The 23,300-nt window shown below is 60.3% G+C and carries 18 protein-coding genes; 9 read left to right on the plus strand and 9 right to left on the minus strand.

Annotated elements, in window-relative coordinates; translation table 11 throughout:
• Positions 1–84: 84 nt before the first annotated feature.
• Entirely contained in the window at positions 85–1,263 is a 1,179-nt protein-coding gene (locus WDN02_RS08125) for a hypothetical protein (RefSeq protein ID WP_337293008.1), read from the plus strand.
• Positions 1,264–1,275: 12 nt separating this feature from the next.
• Here WDN02_RS08125 and WDN02_RS08130 read toward each other — a convergent pair whose 3' ends face one another.
• A complete protein-coding gene (locus WDN02_RS08130) occupies positions 1,276–2,595 on the minus strand; it encodes a hypothetical protein (RefSeq protein WP_337293009.1) in 1,320 nt (439 codons plus the stop codon).
• Between the two features lie 188 nt (positions 2,596–2,783).
• On the opposite strand from WDN02_RS08130, the gene WDN02_RS08135 reads away from it, so the two are divergent.
• From WDN02_RS08135 to WDN02_RS08155, 5 genes are all read left to right on the plus strand, one after another.
• Positions 2,784–4,790: a hypothetical protein gene (locus WDN02_RS08135; RefSeq protein WP_337293010.1), complete on the plus strand. Its 2,007-nt coding sequence runs from the start codon at positions 2,784–2,786 to the stop codon at positions 4,788–4,790.
• On the plus strand, positions 4,787–6,652 hold the full coding sequence (locus WDN02_RS08140; RefSeq protein WP_337293011.1) for a serine/threonine-protein kinase: 1,866 nt from the start codon (positions 4,787–4,789) through the stop codon (positions 6,650–6,652). Before WDN02_RS08135 ends, WDN02_RS08140 begins: the two co-directional genes overlap by 4 nt.
• A 69-nt stretch (positions 6,653–6,721) precedes the next feature.
• Positions 6,722–8,410, plus strand: coding sequence for a trypsin-like peptidase domain-containing protein (locus WDN02_RS08145; protein ID WP_337293012.1), 1,689 nt, complete (start codon positions 6,722–6,724; stop codon positions 8,408–8,410).
• Positions 8,411–8,886: 476 nt separating this feature from the next.
• Positions 8,887–9,765 (plus strand): aldo/keto reductase, encoded by an 879-nt coding sequence (locus tag WDN02_RS08150; protein WP_337293013.1) that lies wholly within the window; start codon positions 8,887–8,889, stop codon positions 9,763–9,765.
• 254 nt (positions 9,766–10,019) lie between these two features.
• Positions 10,020–11,471, plus strand: coding sequence for an undecaprenyl-phosphate glucose phosphotransferase (locus tag WDN02_RS08155; RefSeq protein ID WP_337293014.1), 1,452 nt, complete (start codon positions 10,020–10,022; stop codon positions 11,469–11,471).
• A 15-nt stretch (positions 11,472–11,486) separates the two neighbouring features.
• Here WDN02_RS08155 and WDN02_RS08160 read toward each other — a convergent pair whose 3' ends face one another.
• Positions 11,487–12,047, minus strand: a complete 561-nt coding sequence (locus WDN02_RS08160) for a putative colanic acid biosynthesis acetyltransferase (protein WP_337293015.1) — start codon at positions 12,045–12,047, stop codon at positions 11,487–11,489.
• An 8-nt stretch (positions 12,048–12,055) separates the two neighbouring features.
• On the minus strand, positions 12,056–13,195 hold the full coding sequence (locus tag WDN02_RS08165) for a glycosyltransferase (protein WP_337293016.1): 1,140 nt from the start codon (positions 13,193–13,195) through the stop codon (positions 12,056–12,058).
• A 76-nt stretch (positions 13,196–13,271) separates the two neighbouring features.
• Here WDN02_RS08165 and WDN02_RS08170 point away from each other — a divergent pair, with 76 nt between their 5' ends.
• Together WDN02_RS08170 and WDN02_RS08175 are read left to right on the plus strand one after the other, a co-directional pair.
• A complete protein-coding gene (locus WDN02_RS08170) occupies positions 13,272–14,291 on the plus strand; it encodes a hypothetical protein (RefSeq protein ID WP_337293017.1) in 1,020 nt (339 codons plus the stop codon).
• A gap of 178 nt (positions 14,292–14,469) precedes the next feature.
• Entirely contained in the window at positions 14,470–15,891 is a 1,422-nt protein-coding gene (locus WDN02_RS08175; protein ID WP_337293018.1) for a glycosyl hydrolase family 28-related protein, read from the plus strand.
• Positions 15,892–15,906: 15 nt separating this feature from the next.
• Here WDN02_RS08175 and WDN02_RS08180 read toward each other — a convergent pair whose 3' ends face one another.
• From WDN02_RS08180 to WDN02_RS08205, 6 genes are all read right to left on the minus strand, one after another.
• Positions 15,907–17,112: an O-antigen ligase family protein gene (locus tag WDN02_RS08180; RefSeq protein WP_337293019.1), complete on the minus strand. Its 1,206-nt coding sequence runs from the start codon at positions 17,110–17,112 to the stop codon at positions 15,907–15,909.
• Positions 17,113–17,138: 26 nt separating this feature from the next.
• Complete coding sequence (locus WDN02_RS08185) at positions 17,139–18,392, minus strand: glycosyltransferase (RefSeq protein ID WP_337293020.1); 1,254 nt, start codon at positions 18,390–18,392, stop codon at positions 17,139–17,141.
• Positions 18,389–19,714: a hypothetical protein gene (locus WDN02_RS08190; protein WP_337293021.1), complete on the minus strand. Its 1,326-nt coding sequence runs from the start codon at positions 19,712–19,714 to the stop codon at positions 18,389–18,391. The genes WDN02_RS08185 and WDN02_RS08190 overlap by 4 nt, the downstream gene beginning before the upstream one ends.
• Positions 19,715–19,775: 61 nt before the next feature.
• Positions 19,776–20,897, minus strand: coding sequence for a glycosyltransferase (locus WDN02_RS08195; RefSeq protein ID WP_337293022.1), 1,122 nt, complete (start codon positions 20,895–20,897; stop codon positions 19,776–19,778).
• 3 nt (positions 20,898–20,900) lie between these two features.
• Positions 20,901–22,013, minus strand: coding sequence for a glycosyltransferase (locus WDN02_RS08200; protein ID WP_337293023.1), 1,113 nt, complete (start codon positions 22,011–22,013; stop codon positions 20,901–20,903).
• A 24-nt stretch (positions 22,014–22,037) separates the two neighbouring features.
• On the minus strand, positions 22,038–22,922 hold the full coding sequence (locus WDN02_RS08205; RefSeq protein WP_337293024.1) for a glycosyltransferase family 4 protein: 885 nt from the start codon (positions 22,920–22,922) through the stop codon (positions 22,038–22,040).
• 1 nt (position 22,923) lies between these two features.
• Here WDN02_RS08205 and WDN02_RS08210 point away from each other — a divergent pair, with 1 nt between their 5' ends.
• Positions 22,924–23,241: a hypothetical protein gene (locus WDN02_RS08210; protein WP_337293025.1), complete on the plus strand. Its 318-nt coding sequence runs from the start codon at positions 22,924–22,926 to the stop codon at positions 23,239–23,241.
• Positions 23,242–23,300: the final 59 nt, after the last annotated feature.

Here is a 23,300-nt window from a genome sequence, read left to right on the forward strand (position 1 = left end):
TGTCGCGTCCGCAAATATAGTTGAACTCGATGCCCGTCCGGTATAATATAAATTAAAATGATACTTGGCGGTTGGGAGAGTGGGATGACTGCCCAGCGATCGAATCTATTCAAAACATCCAGCTTTATTGCCGTCTGCGCCTTTGCATTAAGCGGCCCAGCGTACGTTGCGCCTACCCCGGCGCAAGCGCAATTTGGGTTCTTCCCTTTTCCGTTTCCGTGTTGCCATCATGGTGGTGGCCGTCGCCACCGTGAACGCACGCATCACACGAGCCGCCACAATGATTCGGGCGACGATGACGACGATTCCGCGTCGTCGTCTTCATCGGATGAATCGACCCGTGAACTCGCCAAACTCGCGCCGCCATCGGCGCACGAGCAAATGGCGCTGCTCAAGAACGTCAACGCCAGTGATTCGCTTGGCGCGGTTGGCTCGTCGGACGATCAGGACACGTCGAATAACGCTGTGAGCAACGATGCCGATCGCGATTACACGTCGATGGTCGATCAGCTCATGCAGACGCTGAAGCAGAAGATCGGCGATTCCGACCATCAGGGAGACGTGACCGAGACCGCCGTGATGGACGCGCTGACGGAAGCCATCCTACAAGCCAAGCTGGCGCGGTTCGAGACCTTCATCGGCGAGAATTGGTCGGCCGAGCGCTTGCGCGGCATGATTATCAAACGCGTCAGCGACGAGATCGGCGGCCTGTTTGAGGGCAACAATCACGGTGCGGTGTCAATGGCCGACCTCGACATGCTGATCAAGAAATCTGCACGCGAGGTTTACTCCCGCTTGTTTGAGACATCGGAATTGCTGGCGTCGAACCGCAGTGCAACCTTGTTCGTGCAGCGGCTCTATCAGGCGCGCGGCGATCTGGTGAAGGGCGACGTCCGCGAAGACACCGAGGAATTGCTGTTGAAGGCTTCGTCGGACGGCGTTTCGCACTTTCATGATAAATTCGCCCGCGCCGATCATCCTTATACGCTCATCTACCGGGCGCAGCGGATCATCTTCGATTGCCTGTCAGATAATGTGGAATCGATAACCGCATCGGGCGCCGGTATGGCCTCGACGGCGGAGATCGAAAAACGCCTCCTCGGCGCCGACCAAAACCAGTGCCAGAAATGGGTCTCCAATCAGATGTTTGGGCCGGATGGTGGCCTGAAGCAGCAGGAACCTCTGCCGCTGCGCGTCATCTGGACTTCGGCAGGCCCGAAGGACGATCCGAGCATGTACGGACACGCGTCCGACCAGAGCTAACGTCGGCCAGTTTTAGCGACCGACGGAGATCGATGGGGTCAGCGGCTGACGCGTCTCGGGGACGGCTTGGATCGTCACGATCTCGTTTAGCAGGCCGAAATTCGCCTTCGACACGAGATCGTCGTTGTCGATCCAATACCAGGTGCCGCGCTTGTTGACGGCGACATAAGCATTCTGCGGCACGCCCGGCCCCTGCTCGACGATGATGAATGCGCGATGCGTGTCGCGCCAGATCGTGCGGGCACGGATGTCCTGATCAACCCTCGGGACAAGCGCATCCGCGAGATAGCTGCTCCACATGATATTGACTTCATCCGGCGTCCGCTTGTCGGCGGGCGGGTTGAAATAGAAGATGTTGGCGTTGATACGGCAGGGCGCGGCATTGTTGAGCGCCCGAATCTCGGCTGCTTCCTCCGGTGTCGCGAAGTGAATCGTATCGACTTCTCCTTCCTTCAAAGCGCCGATGGCCGAACGCGTGGTGAAGAAGAAATCTGATGTTGCCGCGCCACGCAGCGTGATCATATTCGCGGCGGAACCGCGATAAAGCTGGCGCAACCCGCTCCAGAGTTTGGTGACGGCCGCATCGGGTGACTGCTCCGCGAAGGTACAGTCGCGCCCGGCGATGAAGCCGCTCGGGTGTAGACTTCCCGGGTGGAGGATCACGTTAAGGTTCTGCGTCGAACTATCTTCGGCCGAATCGCGCGATGGTCCTGCCGCCGCACTTCCGCGGTGCCGTTTGCCACCTCCGCTGCCTTCCTCCTCGGCGCCCGCCGCGAGAACGATCGCACCGAACTGGTCGAGCATAACCATCCGGTCCTGCGCGACGTAATTGTCGGTATAACCGGGCGCGAGCCGGTCGACCGAAAATTCGAGCACGTCGGCGAGCCCGAAATCGGAATTGAACATATGCACGATCGAAACCGGCGCGATCGGCGACGACACTTGCTGGATGAGCGGATAGCCTTGGACGGGCGCGTAGCGGACAAGCGCGGAATCGGCATAATTGAAATTGCCGGTCACCCCGCCCACCTGGCCGGCAATCGTTCCGGCGCTGGTAGAGTGTATCCCCGGCACCGCCCCGATACCCGAAAGGCCGCCGTTGACACCAGACGTAAACGAGACAGTCGCGTCAGCTTCCGAGACATCGATGAAATTCGGTGTCTCGTAGTTCTTGGCGCGGACGATATTGAGCAGCAACTGCTCGGACGACGTATCGTGAATAACTTCGTTGTAAAACGTCCGACTGGCCGTAATCGATGGCGGCCCCGTCATCGAACCGCAGCCGGATAAAAGGCCTACGCCGACGAGCGCCATCCAGCTGTACTTCGGCATGGCAACCCCCGATACACACCGCAACCGGAGCCATTGACATGATCGGCAGCGCGAATTTGAGTCAATGGCAGCGAAAGCATTGTTACCGAATGTTGTAATTTTGCATCTGATTTGGCCGCGTCGACTTGTTTAAGCCGATGCGCCATGGCACAAATCGCCGAAGCTAGATCGTTGCTTGCGGTGTGCTCTTGGCTCAATCGGATCAGCTGACAAATGCGCGGGTGAAGCCGCAGCTCGCGCTGCGCATTGGTGTCACGGGCGCGCGCAATCTCGCGACGACGCACCTTTCCCATATTCACGCCAAAGTGCGCGCGGCGTTGACATGTTTCAGCGACGAAATGAATTCGATCGCGCGGGAGCGCGCCGTGGCGCGGTTCTATGTAAGCGACGATAAAAAAACATGCGCACCGCTTCTGCGTATCATTTCGCCGCTTGCCCTCGGCGCCGATCGTCTTGTCGCGGAAGAGGCACTTGCGCTCGGTTATAAGCTTTATGTGCCAATGCCATTTTCGCGTACCGAATATGAGAAGGACTTTGCTGGAACGGATCCGGCAAAAACGCCCCACGCCCTACCGATGACGGCCGCGGAGGATCTTGACCAGTTCCGGACGCTCCTGGCGCGCGCGGGGGAAGACTGGATGTCGCTCGACGGCGATTACGACAAGGAAAAGCCGGATCGCGATGAGCAGCGCAACCGCGCTTATGAGGCTGTCGGCCGTTTCGTCGTTCGCAACAGCGATATCGTCATCGCGATCTGGAACGGCGAGCTCGCGGCGGGTCGAGGTGGCACGCAGGAGGTCGTCGAATATGCGGCAAGCGTCGGCGTGCCGGTCTGGTGGATTCACGCGACAAAAGATATCGAGCCGCATTGGATCGCCGATATCCACGATGCGCGCAATCCGTCATCTTCGCCGAAAGCAGCGCACAAGATTCACTCTTACCTGCGCCGACAGATTTCAGAACCAAAGCCCGTTCCACGCGGACATCAAACCGGCGTCGTGAGCATTGCGCGCTGGTGGCAATCCAAGACAGTCGAGCCGGCACAGGACTATTTTAACGAGAAGCCAAATCGACCGTGGCGTTGGTCTGGAATCTATAACGAAATGATGCTCTTCGCTTCGGGCTGCCAGCCACTATGGACGCGGCCGGCAGAGCCGAAAAGCGACGCGGGTATTTATTGGTTTGGGCTTTATCAGCCGGCGGATGCGCGTGCCAGCGAATATACCGCGCGCTACCGTTCGAGCTATGTCTGGATATTCACGCTTACCGCGTTGTCGTTGCTGTCCGGCGCTGTCGCCAATTTTTTTCACAAGCGAGATATCACGATCCTTGGCCGTTTGATTGAAAGCCGCGTGAGCGTCACGACTTTCGCCGGCATCGAGTTCCTTCTTCTGTCTGTGACTTTCTGCATCGCAGTTTTGGCGTTGCGTCGAGATTGGCACGAGCATTCGATCGAATACCGCCTGCTCGCTGAACTTTGCCGCAAACAGCAGGTGCTCGCGCCGCTTGGGCGGGCAATCTCGTTTGGCGCGGTGCGCCAGCTCGCCTCCCAGGCTCAGGAAACGGATGAGATTGCGCCTCGTGACAGCGCGTCCGGCTCAACTGGCCACGCGCGCGCGCCGGACCGCGCGGCTTGGGTCAGCTCGCTTTTCATGGCCTATCAGCGTGCGGCACCTTTGCCGCGTGGTAATATCGCGGCTCACCTGAAGGGCGTCTTGAGCGACGATGTGCTCCAGGATCTTGTTGACGAGCAATTGCAATATCACGCCGGCCGGGCACAAACATCGGCCGCAGCTGCGGAATATTTCGAGAAGCTTGGTGGCCGGATTTTTGTGGCTGTGCTTATCTTCGTTTTCATCAAAATCGCACTGACTTTGGGTATCCATCCGCCAGAATCCCCTTGGGAAGAGCTGTCGACGGCTCTTCTTGGTCTTTTGGGCGTGGTTCTGCCGGCTTGGTCGGCCGCTGCCGTTGGTATGGGCAGTTATGCGGAATGGCGGGCTTTGGCCGAAGAATCGAACCACATGCTCGGCCTGCTGAACGCGGCGAGGAGGCGCATTAAGCGCATTGATCTAAAATGCCCATTGGCCTCGCAGGATCTGGGCGCTGAGGCGGACGCGGTGGCCTCGACGATGCTACAGGATCTGGAAGGCTGGCAACGGCTCTTCCGCGTCAAGGCCATTGAAACGCAATGAGTGATGCGGCGCCGTCCGTCGGTCTTGGCGCGGAACTCGATCGGGTCTTTGCCGATCTCGCCGCCAACGAGCCCGAAGCTGAAATCATCGGGCGGTTGCGCGACCTCGAACCCTGCTGCAACGCACCGAATTCTGACCGGGCACGCTTCCTCAACGCGCGCGGCCTGGTGATGAACCGGATGGGCCAGCGCAGCGAGGCGCTCGGTGACCTCCTGGAATCAGCCTCGATCTTTACGCAGATTGGCGACCCCTCAGGCGCCGCGCAAATCCTGCGCTCGATTGCGCTCGTTCATTCCTGGCGCAGCGATGCGCGTGAATCCGCCCTTGCGCTGCTGCGCGCCATCAGTGAAGCAAGCGACGATCGCATCAATCTCGCGTTGTCGTTCTTCGAGGCCGGACGTCTCGAACTTGAGATCGGCCGGCCACTTGACGCCCGGCGTTTCTTTCAGCGAGGTCTCGACATTGGCGGCGAGGCTCCACCAGTATTGGAGCGCGACCGTGCCCGCGTTGGCGCCTTGCAGGCGCTTGTCGTGGCGCGCGATGTTGGCGGCGCGGAAGCTGCTGCGGCAGCTTTGAATGTCGAAGACCTGGCAACGGCGCGCCTCAAACATCTGGCGCGGATCGAATTGGCGCGGCTCGCGCTGGCGCAGAATAATTTCGATGAAGCCGATGCCACTCTCGCCAATGTGCGTGCAGGTCTGCCCGTCGATCCAGACGCGTTCGAGGCCGTGGAATATGCGCATGTTGCCGCGGAAAACCTCTTCGCGCGGAAAGCTAATGCAGAGGCACAAGCGATCATCGCCCGCGTCATCGCGCGTTATGCCGACGACAATTTGCCGGGGCGCGAGATCGCCGCGCGCCTGCTCGACAGTCAGATTTTGGATGCGCTCGAAAAGCCGGAAGAGGCGGACGGCACTTTGGCGGCGGCACTGCGCCGCGCCGTCGGGACCAATCTGCCGGGCCATGCCGATGTGGTGCGCGAGCGGCTTGCGGCGCGCGGGCGCTCGCAGAATGTCTGGCTTCCGGGCCTGTCTCCGGCGCCCACTGGCCTCAGCGCGACCGAGCGCTTCGTTCGGCGCCGGCCGTTGGGGGCAGGCGGCTTCGGTGCGGTCAGCCGCGCCTATGATCTCGAATTGGGGACGGAGGTTGCCCTGAAAAACCTTCGGCTCAAGGCACTTTATGACAGTGCCGTGCTCGCTGAGCGGCGGGCAGGCGCGCAGATGGAAGTGGCCGCGGCCTCGCGCATTCAGCATCCGGGCGTCGGACGCGTCTATGGGCTTTTGGATGAGCCCGACGGCGAGGCGCTCCTCGCGCGCGAGCTTGTCGAGGGTCCGACCTTGCGCGAGGCGATGCAGACCAAGCTGCATCTCGCCGAAAAGATCGGCCTCCTTGCGCAATTGGCGCATTGTCTCGCGGCGATCCACGCCGCCGGCATTGTCCATCGCGATCTGAAGCCGGAGAATGTTGTTCTGCGCGATGGGATTTCGCCGGTCATCATCGATTTCGGCATCAGCGCCATTGGCCATGTCCGCCAGGATAAGGATGCACCGAAGACGCTGAACTATGCCGCGCCCGAGCAAAGCAAGAATGGCTGGGCGGATGCGCGCAGCGACATCTACGCGATGGGGGTGGTCGCCTATGAAGTGTTGACCGGGCGTCTGCCGCCGGCGCCCGCGCATCTCGCGTGGTTCGACACAAGCGGAAAAAAGCTCGGCAGCGATCTGCATACGGCCGGAGTACCGGCGGAGGCCGCAAAGCTGATCGCACGCATGCTGTCCACGAGCCCGCGCCGAAGACCGCAAACAGCGCGTGAAATCGCGCTCAATCTGCAAATCGCCCTCTCGGGGATGCAAAAAGCCTAAGCGCCCTATCGCAGGTCCGGCGGATTTTGCTAAAACTGGACCGTTGCCGCGCAGCGTTGAGGGCGGACCTTGCTAACGATCAAGCATGTCGACGGGCCATTGGCGGGTCAGGAGCAGACGATCTCCGACGATCAGGCGCAGGTGAACGTCGGCCGCGATCCCGACCGCTGCCAGATCGTCTATCCGCCCGACAGCACGATCGTTGGCCGGGTACATTGCGGGCTGTTGCGGCAGCCTTCCGGCGATTGGGCCGTCGATCTCTATGGCGATCATTATGTCGAGATCGATGGCGTCGCGGCCGAGCCCCGCCAAACGATCCGCAGCGGCGCGAAAATCCGTCTTGGACGGCATAATGGGCCGAGTTTCATCGCCAATATTACGCACGCGGCAAGTGACGATCTTGGCATGACCGGCGCGCAACAGAAGCAGGTCTCCGTGCGCCGTGTCATCCGCCGCGATGTGCGCGTTGCGATCGGCCTCGTTGCGCTGGCCGTTTTCGCTGCCGTCGGGACACTGATCTATAATGCACGGCTGAGCCAACAAATTCGCCAGCGGCTCGATCGCGCCGCGTTCCTCGTCGAAATCCGCCATCAGGCTGGCGGATGTCCGGATTGGGATGCGACCGCATGGCCGGTCAGCCGCGATCTCCTCGTGACCAATGCGCATGTCGTGGACGAAGCCGGGGCCGGGACGATGCTCGTGCGTGCGCCCGGCGCCGACGGCAAGGAATATGAAGTCATCGGCCACATCCTGCATCCCGGCTATAAAGCCTTCGCCGATTTTTTCCGGCGCCAGGATTTGGTGAAATGGGATGACGGGCAGCTTGAAACGCCGCCGACCGGACTTGCCTACGATGTCGCGCTGTTACGCGTGAAAGGCCCGTTGCCAGAGGATGCGATCCTGCCGCTCGCCTCGCGTCATGAAGCGCAGTCGCTCTGGAAAGGTATGCAGATCGAAAGCGAGGGCTATCCGAGCCAGAATATTTCGGGCTCCGCCATTCTCGGCTGTGGCGCGACGCCGAAATGGCGCGCCGGCGCGATCGAAAGCCTGACCGATTATTTCTCGTCAGCGCAGCAAAACCCGCTCGAAACCCTGCTTGTCACCCACAACATCCCGATCACCTGCGGCGCCAGCGGCAGCCCGATCATCGGCGAGGACGGCAAGGTCGTCGCGGTGATCAGTGCCTTCAGTTCGACGGGCGGCGAATGCACGCCGAGCGCTGTGCAGATCAATTACGCGCAGCGGGCCGATCTTGTTGCTGATCTCCTCGATGGCCGCGCCGGAGATGCGTTGGCACGCGACCGGCAATATTGGACGTCGCAATTGGCGCTGCTGCGCGAGGCCGGCTATCAGGAGGGTGACGCGATTTACCTTTCGCTCATCCTGCAGGCGGACAAGACAAATGCCGGCATCGACGTCGCTGCAAAACCGGCGCTCGATGTTCGCGCGCCAATGACATTGGCTGCTGACGCGAAATCGGGTGGCGCGACAGGCTCGACACCGTTGAAGCTCGCGGGCGGTGCGAATTACGTGATCATTGCCTATGCGGAAGATGAAACTCCCATCGCGTTGACCCTCCGAGATGCGAGCGGCGCGGCTGTCGCCTTCACCAAGCCACTCTCGGCAGAAAGCGTATGGTATCCGTCACTCACCTATACGCCGAAGCGCGACGGCGAATATCAGGCAATTATCAGCGGCGCACGCGCGGGGACGCAATATATGCTGCGCCTTTATCGCTGGGCACCGCCTAAGCCGTGAGTCGAAAGATCAGCGCGGTACAGCGTGGAGATCAGGCTCGCTTTCCTCGCTAAACCAGGGACGCGAGCTTTTGCCGGCTTTTCCATCCGCATGTGTTGGACCAACCGGATCTTGCTGCGCCTGCACGCCAGAATTTGCGCTGGCTGGGGCATTTCCGTTTGTTGTGGCGGCCTGCGTTTGGGCATGAGCCGCAGCCACGAAAAGCAACGGCACGGCGGCCGCGATAACTTTGAGAGACAATTGAGTAGGCATGAAATCCATCCAAAGTCTGTTCAATCACTTGTCCATTTAGGTGGCATGCACCCTTCGGAGCGTCAAGGTTAGGGCTTGCAAGAAACTGCCAGCGCCGCAGGGCGAACCCGGAATATGGCCTGCCGAAACGCAAAAGACCGCAATCCGCGGCGGAGCTTGCGCCGCGGGCTGGCAAATCCGCGCCGCGGCTCTAGGTATGGTGGGCGAACACCATGGAGCGACGCATGACACAACTCGACGCCGGCAAATCCGGCACATTCAGCATCGATGGCAAAGCCAAAGTCCATCGGCTTGGGTTTGGCGCGATGCGCGTGACAGGGCCGGGCATCTGGGGCCCGCCGCAAGACCGTGCCGAGGCATTGCGCACCCTGCGGCGCCTGCCTGAGCTGGGGGTGGATTTTATTGATACCGCCAATTCCTACGGGCCGGATGTCTCGGAGGAACTGATCCACGAGGCGCTGCATCCCTATAAGGGACTGTTCATCGCCACCAAGGCGGGGTTCGAGCGTCCCGGCCCGGATCGCTGGACGCCGAACGGCAGGCCGGATTATCTCCGCGCCGAGGCGCATCGGAGCCTCAGGAAGCTTGGCGTCGAGCAGATCGACCTTTGGCAGTTGCACCGGATCGATCCGAAAGTGCCACGCGACGAGCAGTTCGCGTTGATCAAGTCGCTGCTCGACGAGGGCCTGATCGCCCATGCTGGCCTGAGCGAGGTTTCCGTCGAGCAAATCAAGGCGGCGCAGAAGGTGTTCAAAGTCGCAACAGTCCAAAACCGCTACAATCTCGTCGACCGCGGCAGCGAGGACGTGCTGGATTATTGCGAGGCGGAAGGGATCGGTTTCATCCCCTGGTTTCCGCTCGCGGCAGGTAAGCTGACCCAGGACGGCTCGGTGCTCGACAAGATCGCCAAGAAGCACGGCCACGCACCGGGCCAGGTGGCGCTCGCCTGGCTGTTGAAGCGGAGCCCGGTGATGCTGCCCATTCCAGGCACGTCGAAGGTTAAGCACCTCGAAGAGAATGTCTCGGCTGTCGAGATCAGTCTGTCGGATGAGGAATTCGCCACGCTCGACAGCGCCGGCAAGGCAGAATCCGGCAACGGCTGATGGCTCGGGGCGGCGCTTTGTAAAATTTTCCGCATGGTTTGTTGACGGTGAGCGAACTGGCCGGTTCGCTCACCGCTTTTTTGCCATGGTTTCTGCGCGGAAATGGCCCAATCGTTGCTTGAGAGAAGATAAATTATCTAGGTGCGGCGCCGTACAGGCGCCGTTCATGCGAAAAGGACTAGACCTCTTCGTACAAAAGGGAACCTTGATCCCTGCAATTTCATTCTCCGTTCTCTGCGTCCTTGTGAGCGTTCATGAATCAGATTGTGCGCATTGCCAGCCCCGCAAACACCTCGTGGCTCTCCCGCAGCCTCGCCATTTCCTACTTCACCGTCGCGGCCCTTGCCGGCGCCACGGATGGAGTGCTCATCACGCTGTCGAGCGTCTTCGCCGACTGGCTTTATAATGGGCTGATCCGCCACGATATCGTGCAAATCGATATCGCGCTTGGTATCGGTTTCGGCGGCGCCCTTGGCTATATCCTGCTCGCAAAGGCTTTGGGCCTTTACTCAATGCAGGTCACGCTAAACCCGCAGAAAAATGCATCCAAGATCGTCTTTGCCTGGGCCACCGTCCTCCTGTCGCTCACTGCGGTGCTGTTCCTTCTGCGGGTTGGAACGATCTTTTCCCGTGGCACAATCATTATTTTCGCTTTCACCGAATTAGGCGCTTTGCTTGGCGCTCGCCTCGTTTCGGCGGGGCTGATGCGTTCGGCCATTGCCAAGGGCGGGATCGTCGGCCGGCGTGCGGTGATTGTCGGCGAACCCGCCGAGCTTGGCCATCTCAGCTCCAAAAGTCTGCTGGCTCATTTCGGCCTGAAGGAACTTGCGCGGGTAACAATCGCCGGCGCGGGCGAGAAGACGTCCGAAGGGATCGACGTTGCCGCGCTCGATCTCGCGATCGACGTTGCCCGCCGTCACCATGCCGACGAGCTCGTCATCGCTGTCGACTGGCGCCGTACCGAAGTGATCGAGAAGATCAAGGAACGCTTCCGCGCCTCGCCGCTGGCCGTCCGGCTTTTGCCCGACCGCACCGTTCGCGCGACGGTCGGCTATCAGACTGAGATTTCACCCGAGACGATGCTTTCGGTCGAGTTGCAGCGCGCGCCGCTGACGCCCTTCGAGCGTTTCGTCAAGCGTGCCTTCGATACGATCCTCGCGATCGCGGCCCTCATTGCGCTCTCGCCGCTGCTGCTCGTCGTCGCGATCGCCATCAAGCTCGACAGCAAGGGTCCGGTGCTGTTCCGTCAGCAGCGCCGCGGCTTCGACGGTCAGAAATTCCCCATCTACAAGTTCCGTTCGATGAATGTCATGGAAGACGGCCCGGTCGTTGCCCAGGCGACGCGCAACGATCGCCGCGTCACCCGCGTTGGCGCGCTGCTCCGCCGCTCCAGCATCGACGAATTGCCGCAACTGCTGAATGTCATCAAGGGCGACATGTCGCTCATCGGGCCGCGGCCGCATGCCCTCGCGCATGACGACCATTACGGCCGGCTTATCGCCACCTATGCCTCGCGCCATCACGTGAAGCCGGGCATGAGCGGCTGGGCGCAGGTGAATGGCCAGCGCGGTGAGACCGCGCAGGTCGCGGATATGCGCAAGCGCCTCGAATTCGATCTTTGGTACATCAACAATTGGTCGTTGACGCTGGACCTGAAGATCATTCTGCGGACCTGCCTCGAGATCACCCGCCAGCAGGCCTATTAAGGCGATTCCGGCCCGTCAAAAGCGTGGCCGGTCCTTCAGCTTTTTCGCTGGATTGCCCGCATAGACCGCCCATGGCTCGATGTCGCGAAACGCGACGCCCCGGGCCCCGAGCACCGCGCCGTCGCCGATGCTGACGCCCGGCCCGACGAAAGCCTCCGCCGCCACCCATGCACCGGCGCCGATCGTGATCGGCTTGGCGATCAACTGGAAATCAGGATCGTTGATATCGTGGGTTCCGGCGCAGAGATGCGCACCCTGCGAGACGACCGCCTTCGCACCGATCGAAATCCGCGCCTGATTGTAGCAATTCACGCCGGGGCCGAGCAGCGCGTTTTCCGCCATCGTCAAGTTCGGCGGATACCAGATGCGGGTCTTGCCATAGACGCGCGCACTCGGCGCAATGTCAGCGCCGAAGAGGCGTAGAAGCGCTGTTCGCCAGGCAAAGAGCGGCGGCGGCGTCCAGGCCGCGAGCACGGCCCAGCTCACCTGCCATAATGCGCGAGAGACGCGGTTGCTGAGGCTGAAGCTTGCCCCGCCTTCCAGCGGCTTGGATTTGCGCGCGTCGAGAATAGCCATGGTTCACCTTATACCGCGGCCGCGAGCCCGCGATAGATCGCGACCCATTGCGCCGCGACCGTTTCGGCCGAGAAACGGTTCCGCGCCAGCGATTGGGCCGCTGCCGACATCTTTTGCCAGTCTGCCTCGGGCAGGGCCAGCGCCTGGCGCAATGCTGCGGCAATCGAGTTCGCGTCGATTCCAGTATTTAACGCAGCGCCGGCGGAAAACCCTTCGGGCAGATTGCAAGCCGCCGACATCAATGTGGGCGTAGCGGCGCCCCAGGCTTCGAGGATCGCCATCGGGAGGCCCTCGCTCAACGATGGCAGAATCACGAAGCGGGCTTCGTGCAGCAGATGATGCTTCTGTTCGCCATAGACCGGACCAAGAAAACTGATCGACGGATCGGCACTTGCCGCAAGCCTGGCCTGCAATGCAGCCACATGCGCTGGCTCGCCCCAGCCGGCGATGGCGAGCCGATAGCCGGCTGGGGCGGCTCCTGCGGAGACCCAGCCCTCGATGAGCGGTTCCAAGTTCTTCTTCGGGTGGATGCGGCCGATGCAGAGCACAAGCTGCGACCGGGCGGCGGGCGGGCTTGTGTCCGTGGCGATATAATTCGGGACGATGGCGATGCGGGAACGCGCAGCGCCCGTCTCCCGCGCAATGTCCGCTGCCTCAGCTTCAGTCAAGGCGTGGAAAAGCCGGGCGTCGCGCCATGAGCGCCGTTCATAGCCCAGGCGCGCGAGCGTCTTTTTCCAGCGTCCGCGCGCCGTAATCCAGGGGTCGAGCATCCCATGGGGGGAGATCGCATAGGGGCGTCCCGTCCGCTCTGCCCACAGCGCGCCGCAAAGCGAGACATATTGCCAGACGCCATGCAGATGCAGAACGTCCAATTCGGCAGCGAGCAGCCGCCCCAGAAGCCCCGGCGCGTAATCGAAGGCGGCGGGGCCGCGGCTCGGAACGGTGATCAGTTCGATGCCGTCGAAACGCTTGCGATCTTCGGCGGTGAATTGGTCGGTAGCGCCAAAAACGATGGGCGTGACCCCGCCATGCGCCGCAAGCGCCTGCGCTTCGGCCAGAACGGCCTCGAAAACGCCACCGCCGAGACGCGACGCCCGCGCCGTCAGAAGCCCCAGACGCGTTGGGCCGTTTTTTTCGCCGCGTGTCATTTCATCGGGCCTGTTTCATGGTGTATCTCAACGCGCCGCAAGAGCCACAGAACATACCGGATTGGTTGAACGGAAGATGAGCGCCACCAACTACGTGTCAACGTGGATGTATGTCGAGTCGGTGCAGGAAGGCGGCCTCTATCCGCAGGTCGGCGGCCTTACGACCAGCCAGGCGACGCAGAACATCTACTGGCGCTGCGTCTATACCTTTTTTTGGAGCGCGAACGTCTTCCTCAAGAAAGACGGGCTGAAGTTTCTCCTCTTCACCAATGTCGCGCGGCTTCCCGTCGTCGATGGCATCGATCTCAACTCGGCACTCGCCGAGTTCGGTGTCGAGCTGGTCACGTTGCGTTACACTTGGGCGCCGGCGGGGACGCGGCGGCCGTGGTTTAACCAATATTTCCTTTTCGACATCCTCGACTATGCCGCCGGGCGTCTCGGCGATGACGACGCGCTGTTCGTGATGGACAACGATTGCCTCATCGTCGGCGATCTGGCGCCGGCCTTTGCGCTTGCACGGCGCGACGGCGCGGCTCTGATCACCGTCGATGTTTCGGAAGACGAAGACGCCAACGGCCTGTCGCGCCGGCAAGCGATGGATGTCTATGCTGAGGCTGGCGGTGAACGTCCTGCGTCGCCGCCAGATTATTTCGGCGGCGAGTTCTATGGGGTCAGTGGCGCCATGCTCAAGCGCCTGCTGCCGTTGGCCAAAGAGGTGCGGGTCAAGAACGATGCACTGGCGGCTGCGGGCAAAGCCTATTTCTCGGACGAGGCGCATTTCTTCAGCTATCTCGTATGGCGGCTAGGGCTCAAGGCGCCCAATGCCAATCACATCGCCCGGCGTATCTGGACCACGTGGAAGCTCAACAATACGCAGACTGCGGACCTAGACCGCCCGGTCTGGCACCTGCCGTCGGAAAAGACCTACAGCTTTGCCGATCTTTTTGCCCGGCTGGCGGCCGGCGACAATATTTTTTCCGGTGATCCGGCACGGATCAGAACCAGGCTCGCGAGCCTGATGGGGGTCGGCCGCAAGAGCGCGCGCAAATTCCTCGGCCATTTCGTCCGCGCGGCGCGGCGCCGGCTGCGCCGCTAGACCGCTTTCAGGAAAAGTGGATCCGGTTTTCCGCTCGAAAGCGGTCTAAATATTTGAATTGGAGCGTTTTCATAACGCGAACCGGTATCCACTTCGCGTGAAAACGCTCCAGGCGTGACTATAGCCGCCGCATGGCTTATGCAGCGCCCGGCGGCCAGTGCAAGGGTGATCAGCTTCTATGCGTATGTTGAATAAAGACGTTCTGAAACGGCGCAATCTCCTCAAGCTCATGTTTGGCGGTTTCGTCGGTTCTGGTGCCTATGCACTGACCGAGCGCGCCGCGAACGCCGCCCCCAACGATCCCGACCCGCCGCTGGCGACGCAGAACCGTTTCCCAACTCTGTCCGAATTGCGAAGTGTCGAGGATCCGCACGATCTCGCCGACATGGATATCGTCGTTCTCAACCATCATTCCGAGAACGACCGAGGCGGCGGCACGTTTCGCTGGGCGCCCAATGCGCACCAACATGACGACAACGCGATCTTCATTCGCCCCGACAGCGTACCGCCAGATCAGCCCGGTCGATTTCAGCGTGTCTTTTCCGGCGACGTGAATGTCTGCTGGTTCGGCGCCCGCGGCGACGACGATGTCGATGATTCTATCGCATTCCAGGCGGCGATCGACTGGTCCGAAGAGCGCGGCGGCGGCGTGATCCGCGTCCCACCCGGCGCCTATATCTGCAATAACGTTGTGCTGAAGAATGGCGTCACGCTGTCTTCGACCGCCGCGGCTTACGGCTATAGCCCAAGCAAGATCCTCGGTGCTTCGCTTCGCTGTACCAAGCCCGGTTTCTGCCTCGACACGCCGGAGACGGGTGTCACCGGCGCGGGCGTCACAGGCATCAACTTTCGTGGCGGCGGCCCCAAATTCGCCGCGGGTGGTATCCGCTTCCAAAAGGCGAGTTGGTGCGCAATCAAGGTCGCGCAATTCGATAATTTCTCTGATGAGGCGATCGTCATCGATGCCGGTATGGCCTGCGTGATCGAGGACGTCCTGACGACAAACGTCCTGCTCAACCGCGCGCGGCCCAAACCCGCTGGCGCCATCACGATTGCCGGGACAGACCATTATCTCAACCGCGTCGAGTCGAACACGTCGCTTCATGCTCTGAGTTCAGATGGCCCGGAACGCATCATCGCGGCGTTTCTCATTCGCGGCGCCAATCATTTCATCAGCAATTGTGTCGGCGAAATTTCCGATGTCGGCTATATTATCGAGGGGCTTTATCATCGCTTCACCGGTTGCCGTGGCGACCGCAATTTCGGAGAAGGCTTCATCATCAATTGCAAGCTGACGACATTTTCAAGCTGCACAGCGCTCGATAACAATCACGATCCGAAAGCGAAGGCGTCCGGCTTCCTGATCCTCGGCCCGTCGAACACGTTCGCGAGTTGCATCGCTGCCTGCAACCGTCTGCCGTCGCTTCAGCTTTATGGCTTCGATGAGCACAACCCTATTGGCGACGTTGAACGAGACACGCTTTACGCCGCCTGCCGCAGCTTGAACCACCAGATTGCGGCGCAGCGCTGCTTCACGGCGAAAGGCAAAGATCTGACCTTCGCCGACGTCGCGACACGATCCGGTGCGGAAATCCGGTAAGCCGAACTTCCCGAATTATCTCGCTTGGGACACGCCGCCCGTTTGCGTCACTGGCAGCGCGCCGATCCCCAGCCGCGCTCTATTAACGTGGGCAAAAAGCACGACGTAAAACAGGAATGGGTAAGGATTGATATTGAAGAAGCGGTCGTTGAACATCCAGAAGACTGGAATGCCGAGAAAGCAGACGAACCACTTCTTGTCGGTGCGATAGAGATCGTAGAAAAGATAAAAGATCATCCCGTAGATGATCAGCGACAGCAGCCCGAATTCCGACAGGCCGAACAAAAAGAAATTATGAATCTCGACGCCGTTGCGGTCAAAGAATCCCGCACCATTGCCGATGATCGGGCTCGCCCTGAACCATTCCCATGCCGTGCTCCAAAGCTGGTCGCGGCCGACGAAGCCAGAGCCGAAGCCGCGGTACTTGTCATGCAGCAGGAAAATCGAATTGAAGACGCTGGCCGCCTTGCTTGACACCAGCACTGCCGCCGCGCCAGCACAGACAGCCAATCCGAAAAGCAGCGCGAGGCGCTTCTTGTTGTTCCATTGATCGTAAATGAATTTGGCGCCAATCGCGATGAGCGCGACGATCAATGCGGCGCGGCCTTCCATCAAGTGGACCGCGTAAAGCGACGGCAGCGTCACGACGAGGAACGGCAGCCACGACAGCACGCAGGCGGCCAGCACGATCGACATGGCGATGATCTCAGAGCCGAGATTCGGATGTGAGCTATGGAAGTAGGAATAGCGGCCGAAGGTGATGTTGATCTGGCCAAGGGATGCCGCAAGCAGATAGATAAGCGTGGTGACGAAGAGGACGCCGACGCACGCCTGCAGGTATTTCTTGAGATTTTCGCGGCGAATGATCGCCAGCGTGACGAAGACATGCGCCACGAATCCGAAAATCCTGATGTAGTCGGAGGCTTGTGAACCGCCGGGAATTGACGAGATCAGAATGATCGCGGTCAGGACGGCAAGCGACACAAGAGCGGTGCGGCTGATCGAGATGTATTTATAATACAGCCCACACAGCAGAAACTTTATCGCCAGCGTGGCGCCGTGCCAGTAATTGATATGCGAAAAAACGTTAAGGATGTAAGCGAATGGGACGAGAGCATCGATCGCGCCGAAAATATAAACGACGGCGGTCGGCGATGTATAAAAATCGTCCTGCCCGGTTTTTTCCACGATTTTGGTTTCTTCTAGCGACGGTGCGAGCAAATGGTTCTCCGGGCGTCGGCGAGCGATTATCCGTTTGCTGGTAACATTTTATCGAGATAGGCCATTACCGCCTTCTGATACGCGGCGATAGTAAAACCTTCGGCAATCGCCGGTGCGGCGTGCTGCCACGATTGCAGGACGTCACGATTGTCGATCGCATACATGAGCGCCGCGTAAACGCTGTCCTCATCGAGCTGTTCAAGCGCCAGCCCGGCCTTCGGAATGGCATCAAGATTTGAGTTTTTGGATTGGATGATGGCGCAGCCGCAAGCGAGCGCTTCGTAGATCGTAATTGGCGAGCCTTCAAAGAACGTCGGAAAAACCAGACAATCCGACTCACGCAAATAATCGGCCACTGCCGAACGTGGCACGGTGGAGATCAAGGTCACGAGGTCCGAATATTGGCGGAAGGTCGCCGCCGGCACCTGCAATTGGCCGACAATGGTCAGCGTTGCAGCATTGCGCGGCAAACGCGCGAAAGCCTTGAGCAGAAGATGAATGCCCTTGCGCGGTCCCGCCTGGCCCAGAAAGAGGAACCGCACCGGCCGGTTGGTCGGCCGCGGTGGCGGCGGGCCGGGCTGGAAGAAAACATCATCGTAACAATAAGGCAGCACGTCGATCTTTCCGGCGAGGTCCGGTCGCGCCAGCGGGTCGAGGATCGTGTCGCGGCAGAAATCGCTGCCAACGACGATCCCGTCGGCGAGCGTATATTCGCGGTCCTGCAGGTCGATGACGGATTGCGGAACAGCGAAATTAGGGCTTGAGAAGAACGGCTTATATTCGGCGTAGATGTCCTTCATCAGCGCGTTGTAGACGCGCGGATCGCCGATCGTTTTGTCGAGGATGCGGACAATTCCGCGCTCTTTGGCAAAAGCGAACACGTCGGCCGAAGATGTGTCGTAGCCCCAGACGGCGGCGACCGGCTCGCGCGCCATCAGGCCACAGACCGATTTGGCGAAGGTTGTGTTGCCGGCGATGTTGACGCGCGCGGCGAGGCGACGAAAGCCAGCGCGCGAGAAGCCGCGTTCGAGCCATTCATGGAAGCCGAACGTCCGCACAACATCCGGCGCAAGCGAGGGGTGATAGAAGCGGCCGAATTCCGCCGTCATCCGCTCGCGCAGCTTCTCCGGCAGGTAGGGCAGCGCGCGATAAGGCCAATGATTGGCGCGATAGAAGATCGACGTGGCATACCAGCCAAGCCGGCCACCGCCTTGTAGCGCCCGGGCCGTCTGCCAAGAATGCTGTGTCCCGGGGTGGAAGACCCCGACATTGCGCGTCATATCACTTCCGATATCTGCTCTTGCGCGCTCGCCACGCCGCTTGGCTTGAGGATTTGCGCGTAGGCGAGGCGCATCACGACGATGAACATGAAACAATCGAGCGCCAGCAGTGAGAGACCCGCGCCGGTCGCGCCCCGCCACAGCGACAGCGGGTAGCAGAGCGCAACGCTGGCAAGAGCCGCGACGAGAAAGATGTACGAATACGTCGCGTGGCGGTTGGCGGCGAGGATCAGGTTCGAAACCGGGAACCACATGCCATTGACCAGCATGACGGCCGTCATGACGGCGATGAGATCGAAACTCGGATGTATCTTGCCATGCGTCCAGAGCCCGACGATCTGCTGGCCGAAGAAGATGAGGACCAGCGCGCCGGGAATGAGAATCGCGGCATTGGTTGCCAGCGTGGCGAAGAAAAAGTGCCGCTGCAGCCGCGCATCGCCACGGGCGACGGCGGTCGAGAATTCCGGCATCAGAGCGTGGTTCAGCAAAGTCGTGAATTGCACGCCGGCGCGGATCAAGGTGCGCGCGGTGGTGAAAATTGGCACCGTCGCCGCCCCGGTCGCGACGCCGAGGACGACGGGCGTGCCTTGCAGGAAGGCAGCTTGGGCAAAGGGCAGTGCCATAGCCGCAAAGGCGGGCTTCGCCAGTCGTTTGATCTCGTCGAGATTGGCGCCGTTGAAACCCAGCCGGAGCCACGGCACCTGAAAGGTGAGCATCAGTCCCTGGCTGATCACGCTTGCCGTGCGCGCGATGACATAGGCGAGAGCAGCGGCGAGCAGCGAACCCCCGCAGAGGACCGTGATGATGCAGGCAGAGCCTTCGATCAATTGGGTGACGGACTGGCCCATCACGCCGGTCGCATAGAGGCCCGAACAGCGGAACCCGGCCATCAGAATGCTGCTTGCTAGACAAATGAGGCCGTAGGCGACGATGAGCACGAGCACCAGCCGGATCTCGGAAGGGTTGACCGGAATATCGAAGGTCACCCAGGCTTTCGGCAATAAAAGACAGATGAGAACGGCGATCACGAAGACGGTCGTGGAGACGATCGCGATGGCCGTCAGCGCGCTATGATAGGTGACAAGTGTCCCGGCCCGGTCGCCGCGCGCGACTTTCATCGTCATGTCCACGCCCGCCGCGGTGGCAAAGCCGAAATCGCCGAGCGCGAGATACGATGGGATCGTGAACAGCATCAGCCATGTGCCGTATAGCTTCAGCCCCCAATGCGTGGCGAGCACCGGCACGAGTGCCAGTTGGAGGCCGATGATCACCACTTGGCTGAAGGCGTTGGCGCCGATGCCGCGGAGGAGGCGGGCAAACATTTGCTGTTTTAAATCCTTACCGCCGGAAATTTTGCAGGCGGCTTGCTAAACTCTTGGGAGATCATAGCAATTTCATGACGCCTTCGACAAAGGCGGGGGTGTCGGCGCGGGGCAGGAATTGGGCACAGCCGAGAGCCAGGCGTTCCCACAGGTCCGTGTCTTCCTGCAGCCATTGCATGAAAAAGGCGAGACCGGCGGGATTGTCGGGCTCGACGACGAAACCGTTGACGCCGCTGCGCACCAGCGTTTCGAGCGCGCCACAATTGTAGGAAATCAGCGTCGGAACGCCCATCGCCTGCGCCTCGATGATGACATTGCCGAACTGTTCCTCGATGCTCGGCAGGATGAGGGCGAGAGATTGCGCGAGTTCCTGGGCAATTTCGGGCCGTTGCTGGAAGCCGCGCAGAATGACGAGATTTTCGAGGCCATGCGCGGCGATTTTTGCCCGTAGCTCGGCCTCGAGTTCGCCGGAGCCGCAGATGTGAAGCGGCCGTGGCGAAACAACGGAATTCCTGTAGACGGCATAGGCATCAACGAGAACGCCGAGATTTTTCTTTGGGACGAGACGGCTGACAGCGGTGAAGTGCCGTGCGGCGTGGGGCACCCCGCCGGGCGCTGGCGCGGCTCCAGCCAGACTGCGGATCTCGCCGACCGACAGCGTATTATGGCCGTAGGCGATCGGCACGTTCCGGCCGCGCAGGAAATGGATATAGTCCTCCGAGCGGCCCCGGTTGGTCAGAAAGCCGGCGTAGGGGAGCAGAATGAGCGACTTGAAGACCTCCAGCCGAATTTTCCGGTCGTAATCGTCAAACTTCGACAGCAACATGCAGAAGACGCGCTTGCCGAAGAGCGCCAGGATCATCGATGTGAAGATGATTGCCGCATCGTTGTAATGGCTGAAGAAGAACGTATCGGATTTTGACTTCAGGCAAAACGACAGGGTGCGCCAGAATTTGCGCGCGAAACCAATCGAACCCGGCGCCGCGTCGGGAAAGAGCGTCACGAGGTTGAAATTTTTCGCGTCGGGCGAGACCCATTCGTAGGTCGTGCTTTTGCCCGTCCATTGGACGCCGACGACCTGCCATGCGTCCGCCGTCGCCCGCGCGAGCGCGTTCAGGCGGTCGATATGCATCGGGCCGAAATTTTCCCAGAGAAAGACGACCTTCCGCAGCCGCGTCGGCACGTTTTACGCGCTCGCGGCCGTAAGCCGCCCGACCGATTGGGCGAAGCTTGCGGCATCGGCCTCCTCGGCGAAGGCCGTGGTGCCGGCCGAAAGCCGTTCCCACAGCAATTGATCGGAGGCGAGCTTGCCGAGGAAGAAGGCTATGCCCTCGACGCTATCGGGCTGGACGACAAAGCCATTGACGCCGGAGCGGACGAATTCGTCGCGAGCGCCGCAATTGTCCGAGACGATGACGGGCACGCCCATGGCGAGTGCCTCGACAATGGCGAAGCCGAATTGTTCTTCCGAGCTTGATTGTATCAGCACGAGCGTCGATCCCAGCGCCTGGCTCACCGCGTCCGTCTGCTGGAAACCTTCGAAGGTGACATATTCGGTCAGGTTCAATTCGCGCACATGTTCGCGCAATTCCCGATCGAGACCGCCGTCTCCGAAAATCCGCAACCGGCGCGGGTGATTGGTCCGCGACACATACAGCGCGAAAGCGTCGACCGCCACAAACAAATTCTTCTTGGCGACAAGCCGGGACACGATGGTGAAATGCCGGTCGTGGAAGTCGACCCCCTCCGGCGCGGGGGGCACACCGGCGGCGCGGCGAATGCGTTCGACCGAGATCGCGTCGTAGTAATTCTCGATCCGGGAATCGTTCAGCCCGAGGAAGCTCAGATATTGCCGGCTGCGGCGCGAGCCCACGATGGCGCCGACATAGGGCCAGATCCAGATCGCCTTCAGGGCTTCGCGCCAGATCGAGCGCGGCCGGTCGTCGAATTTGGAATCGAGCAGCAGATAGACGCGCTTGCCGATCATGCGCATCAGCATGGCGGCTATCTGCACCGATGGCTCGTTATAATGGCAGAGGAAAACGTGCCGCGCGCCAGAGCTTACGCTGACGCGGACGAGTTCAATCGCCGTCCGCAGCGCCCCCCAATGACTGTCGGCGTCGCGCAAAGTGACTTTGGTGAAATGCTGGCCGGTTTCCGGCACCCAGGTGTAGGTCGAGCTTGTCGGGTTCAGTTCGATGCCGAGAATGTCGTTGCGCGGCATGGCGCGCGCCACGGCATCGCAGCGGTCGACGTGGGTCGGCCCGAAATTCTCCCAGAAGAACATAATGCGGGTCACAGCTATTCTCGGTCTATCGTGGCCTTAAGCAGGCACAGGCGGTTTGGCGCAAGGCGCCAGAATGGTTTCAAAGCGCGCAGCGATCGCACTGATGTCGAAATTTTCGTCCGCATAGGCACGCGCACTCAGGCCCGAAGCCCGCCGTGTCTCCGGATCATCTAAAAAATGCCGGATCGCTGCGACGAAGCCAGCTTCGTCATCCGGTGCAACAACGGCGCCGGCACCCGAACGTTTCAAAATTCGTGCCGCCAGATTGGCGGCGTTTGCAGAAAGTACGATGGCCTTGCCGCCGCAAAGATAGGACAGGACTTTCGACGGCACGGAATAAATCGCCGCGTCCGGTTCGATCATCGCTAGCATTACATCGCCCGTTGCCAGAACGGCGCTGTAATCCTCAAAATTCTGAAATGGAAGAACCGTCAGATTGCTGAGACCACGCGTTTTCGCTGTGTCCCGTACCTCGTCGGCATACTTGCCTTCCGAGACGAGGACGACTTGAACCTCTGGCTCAGCCTTAAAGGCTTCTGCCGTCGCAATAAGCAGCGACGGATTATGTTTGAGGCCAAGAGTCCCAGAATACATCAAAACAAATTTTCCATTCAGTCCGTGCGCCTGGCTCCAGGAATTATCGCGCGGCAGAAGCAAGATCTTATCTTTTGGCGCCCAGTTCTCGATGACCGAGATACGCTCACGCGGGCACATGCCATTTCGCAAGCAGGGCGTTGAAATCTTCCGTAATTGCAATAACTCGATCCGAACGCCGTAAAAGTCGCTTTTCAAGTTCTTCGTACCAGATGCCGATGGTATGGCCAACAACTGGAATTTTCTTCCGTAAAACAGTTTTAATGGCGTTTGAATAGATGTCCTGCAACCAAAATACGAAACAAATATTACGCTTGCGGCATTCATTTTGAATCATGCTTTGCGGATCGAGCGGATTGCCGCAACCAATGAGGACATCCGGGCGCCAGCTTGCAATGCGCGCGATGACACGGTGGCCATAATCGATTTCCTGCCGACGACGCGCGACGAAATCATACTTTTTGAAGGGCAAACCGAGGCTGACAGTTTCGACTTCGAACGTCGCGGAATCGTCGGGCCGGCGCGCAAGATCACCCTTCGGGCTTTGAAAATCGCCGAGCGAAAGATGCAAGACATTATGGCCGCGCTTCGCCAATTCACGCGCGAGTTCGACCGTGAAGGCGTGGCCGGGATAATCGTTCAATAAAATTCTCATTCCCGCTTTTGTCCTTTTTCTCGCAATGAAGGCCGAACCAACACGGGAAT

It is taken from the genome of Methylovirgula sp. (assembly GCF_037200945.1).
GTDB lineage: Bacteria > Pseudomonadota > Alphaproteobacteria > Rhizobiales > Beijerinckiaceae > Methylovirgula.

Bases quoted from the DNA above. Each gene is read 5' to 3' on its own strand.
- WDN02_RS08205 (WP_337293024.1), bottom strand. From the start codon at position 22,922: ATGAATGCCGCAAGCGTAATATTTGTTTCGTATTTTGGTTGCAGGACA.
- WDN02_RS08175 (WP_337293018.1), top strand. From the start codon at position 14,470: ATGCGTATGTTGAATAAAGACGTTCTGAAACGGCGCAATCTCCTCAAG.
- WDN02_RS08190 (WP_337293021.1), bottom strand. From the start codon at position 19,714: ATGTTTGCCCGCCTCCTCCGCGGCATCGGCGCCAACGCCTTCAGCCAA.
- WDN02_RS08170 (WP_337293017.1), top strand. From the start codon at position 13,272: ATGAGCGCCACCAACTACGTGTCAACGTGGATGTATGTCGAGTCGGTG.
- WDN02_RS08125 (WP_337293008.1), top strand. From the start codon at position 85: ATGACTGCCCAGCGATCGAATCTATTCAAAACATCCAGCTTTATTGCC.
- WDN02_RS08165 (WP_337293016.1), bottom strand. From the start codon at position 13,195: ATGACACGCGGCGAAAAAAACGGCCCAACGCGTCTGGGGCTTCTGACG.
- WDN02_RS08130 (WP_337293009.1), bottom strand. From the start codon at position 2,595: ATGCCGAAGTACAGCTGGATGGCGCTCGTCGGCGTAGGCCTTTTATCC.
- WDN02_RS08155 (WP_337293014.1), top strand. From the start codon at position 10,020: ATGAATCAGATTGTGCGCATTGCCAGCCCCGCAAACACCTCGTGGCTC.
- WDN02_RS08185 (WP_337293020.1), bottom strand. From the start codon at position 18,392: ATGACGCGCAATGTCGGGGTCTTCCACCCCGGGACACAGCATTCTTGG.
- WDN02_RS08160 (WP_337293015.1), bottom strand. From the start codon at position 12,047: ATGGCTATTCTCGACGCGCGCAAATCCAAGCCGCTGGAAGGCGGGGCA.
- WDN02_RS08140 (WP_337293011.1), top strand. From the start codon at position 4,787: ATGAGTGATGCGGCGCCGTCCGTCGGTCTTGGCGCGGAACTCGATCGG.
- WDN02_RS08150 (WP_337293013.1), top strand. From the start codon at position 8,887: ATGACACAACTCGACGCCGGCAAATCCGGCACATTCAGCATCGATGGC.